Raw genomic sequence first — 2,233 nt, 5'->3', positions numbered from 1 at the left:
CCCGCCGGATAACCCAGATGGTGTCCAAGTTCGGCACCCAGCGCCCGCTCGATCAGCGCCTTCTTGAACGCGGCTGAAGCGGCGTGCACCGCTTCGGCGGTCATGGGTCCCTTCACGAACTGGTCGATCAGCTCCTTCGGAATGGACGGTAACGCTGTCTGCGCTTCGGTAGTTGTCTTGGGTTTGCGTGGCATACATGCTCCTTGAGCTACATGTTATGCCTTGAACACAAAATCTATGACAGACCCACTCGAGGTGCAACTCCCCGGGTCTACTCACCTCACAATAGCGCAGCTTCATATCGATTTCTGGAGAAGACTCCGGCGCCGCTCATGCAGGGAAATCGAACTTCGCCAGTCACGGCGGAGAGCGCAGGGCTTCCGACTCCCCGAACAGCACCGCCGGAGAAGTTCCAGCGGTGGACCATTCTGCACGACTATTTGAATAGGCCAGGTAATAGCTCTCGGTCCTAATGAGCGGTGCATCGCTTGCCTCAACCGGCTCGCCGCGTCGCAACTCGTGCCGAAACAAAAACGCCGGCAGTAGCGCGACGCGCTAATCCCGAACTCGCAGCCTGAGCCGCCACGGCAAACTGGTCAATGCGCATGTCCGACTTACCCTTGTTCGCGGCTCGCACGCGCCATAGCGAGCTTCTTCTTCGCCGCCCAGCGCTGCCGGCGCTCGGGGCCGTCAACATTTCCATCACTTTCTGCCCGGTTTAGCCAAGAACACCGTCGGATGCCACCGTTGTACTGATGCCGACCAGGACAATCGCCTGGTTGACAGCAGGAATTTTGGCTTCCTATTATGCATACATATTTGCACACAATGCGGCGCACAGGATTGTGTGGCGAGTGTTTTTGTCTACGGGATTACCCTTACTGGAGAAGTCATCATGGCTCGGCTGTTTCGCATTACCCGTCATATTGTTGTCAGTCTTGCAGCGGTTGGCTGCGTAATCGCCAGCGCGCCGTCGCATGCTCAGGACAACGGCACATGGCAAAGCGTAAAAAAGGCTGGTGTGCTGCGGTGCGGCGCAGCAGTTGCCCCTCCCTATGTGATGCGCGACCCGAAGACCGGGGCATATAGCGGCTTCTTCTCGGACTTGTGTCGCGACTTCGGCCAGAATGTCCTCAAGGTGAAGGTCGAGTTCGTCGATACCACCTGGGACAACATCGTCGCGGGCCTGCAATCGGACAAGTGGGATTTGTCGATGGCGCTCAACGATACGCCCGAGCGTGAAAAGGCCATTTCCTTTTCGGCACCCGCGACCGACTACAACGTCTCGCTCGTGTACAACAAGAACAACCCCAAGATTCCCAAGGGGGCTCATAACCTCACTGACATTGACAAGCCCGGCGTGACTATCGCAGTCATGTCCGGAACCTCGCAGGACAAGGCCATTTCAGCCGCCATCAAGCAGGCTCAAATCATGAGGCTGCCTGGAAATGACGAGACGCGTCTGGCGTTGATGTCGAAGCGTGCCGACCTTCTGGCGGATGCGAACATCACCAACATGCTCCTGACTGAGGAACATCCTGAATGGGCTGTCGCGATTCAGCCCAACCCGCCGCTCGCTCAACAGGAGGTCTCGTTCGGCCTGCGCAAGGAAACGCCAAAGGCGGACATCGCTGTTCTCAACGACTTTCTGCACTCCCAGGTCAAATCGGGCGCAGTCAACCGCCTCATCAAGACCTCCGTCCAGGCAATGCTTGTCTCCAAGTGAGAGCATTGGCGCCGCTGGTCCGTATGGTCTGGCGGCGCCAATTTTTGCATCAGCCTGAAGAATCCCGGCGTTTTGAAGTTGCAAGCGAAGAAATCGATTAAAAAAAGCCAGTCAAGGCCACAACGGTTCGGAAAACTGATGAAAAAAACTCTAATCGGCGCCGTGCTCGCGAGCGCCGCGCTTCCCGCATTCGCACAAAACTCGGTGACGCTGTACGGAGTCATCGACGAGGGTTTTAACTATACAAATAATGTCAAGGTGAACCGCCCCGGGATTTCCGGAGGCTCCACTTCTTGAGAAAATGGAGCTATGGAAAACACCAAGAAGAAGTCCCCAAGGTACTCGCCGGAAGTTCGTGAGCGGGCTGTGCGAATGGTACTGGAACATCAGGGCGACCACGAATCGCAATGGAAAGTGATCGCCTCGATCGCAGCGAAGCTGGGCTGCTCGGGCGAGACGCTGCGTAGCTGGGTGCGCAAGGAAGAGCGGGATCGGGGTTTGCGCCCG

The 2,233-nt window shown here is 57.1% G+C and carries 2 protein-coding genes and 2 pseudogenes; 3 read left to right on the top strand and 1 reads right to left on the bottom strand.

Annotated elements, in window-relative coordinates; genetic code table 11:
- Positions 1 to 194, bottom strand: a pseudogene (locus M3I54_RS44015) (IS256 family transposase); the annotation flags it as partial.
- Between the two features lie 701 nt (positions 195 to 895).
- Between M3I54_RS44015 and M3I54_RS44010 the strand changes: the two are divergent.
- The 3 genes and pseudogenes from M3I54_RS44010 to M3I54_RS44000 form a co-directional block, all read left to right on the top strand.
- Positions 896 to 1,726, top strand: a complete 831-nt coding sequence (locus M3I54_RS44010) for an ABC transporter substrate-binding protein (protein WP_254346664.1) — start codon at positions 896 to 898, stop codon at positions 1,724 to 1,726.
- A 138-nt stretch (positions 1,727 to 1,864) separates the two neighbouring features.
- Positions 1,865 to 1,999: pseudogene (locus tag M3I54_RS44005) on the top strand (porin); the annotation flags it as partial.
- 36 nt (positions 2,000 to 2,035) lie between these two features.
- Positions 2,036 to 2,233: transposase (locus M3I54_RS44000; RefSeq protein WP_254341894.1), on the top strand; the 198-nt coding region annotated here is incomplete at its 3' end.

It is taken from the genome of Paraburkholderia sp. CNPSo 3274 (assembly GCF_024206475.1).
Classification (GTDB): domain Bacteria; phylum Pseudomonadota; class Gammaproteobacteria; order Burkholderiales; family Burkholderiaceae; genus Paraburkholderia.
Note: the sequence above shows the minus strand (reverse complement) of the source record. Positions and strands in the feature narration are given on the sequence as shown.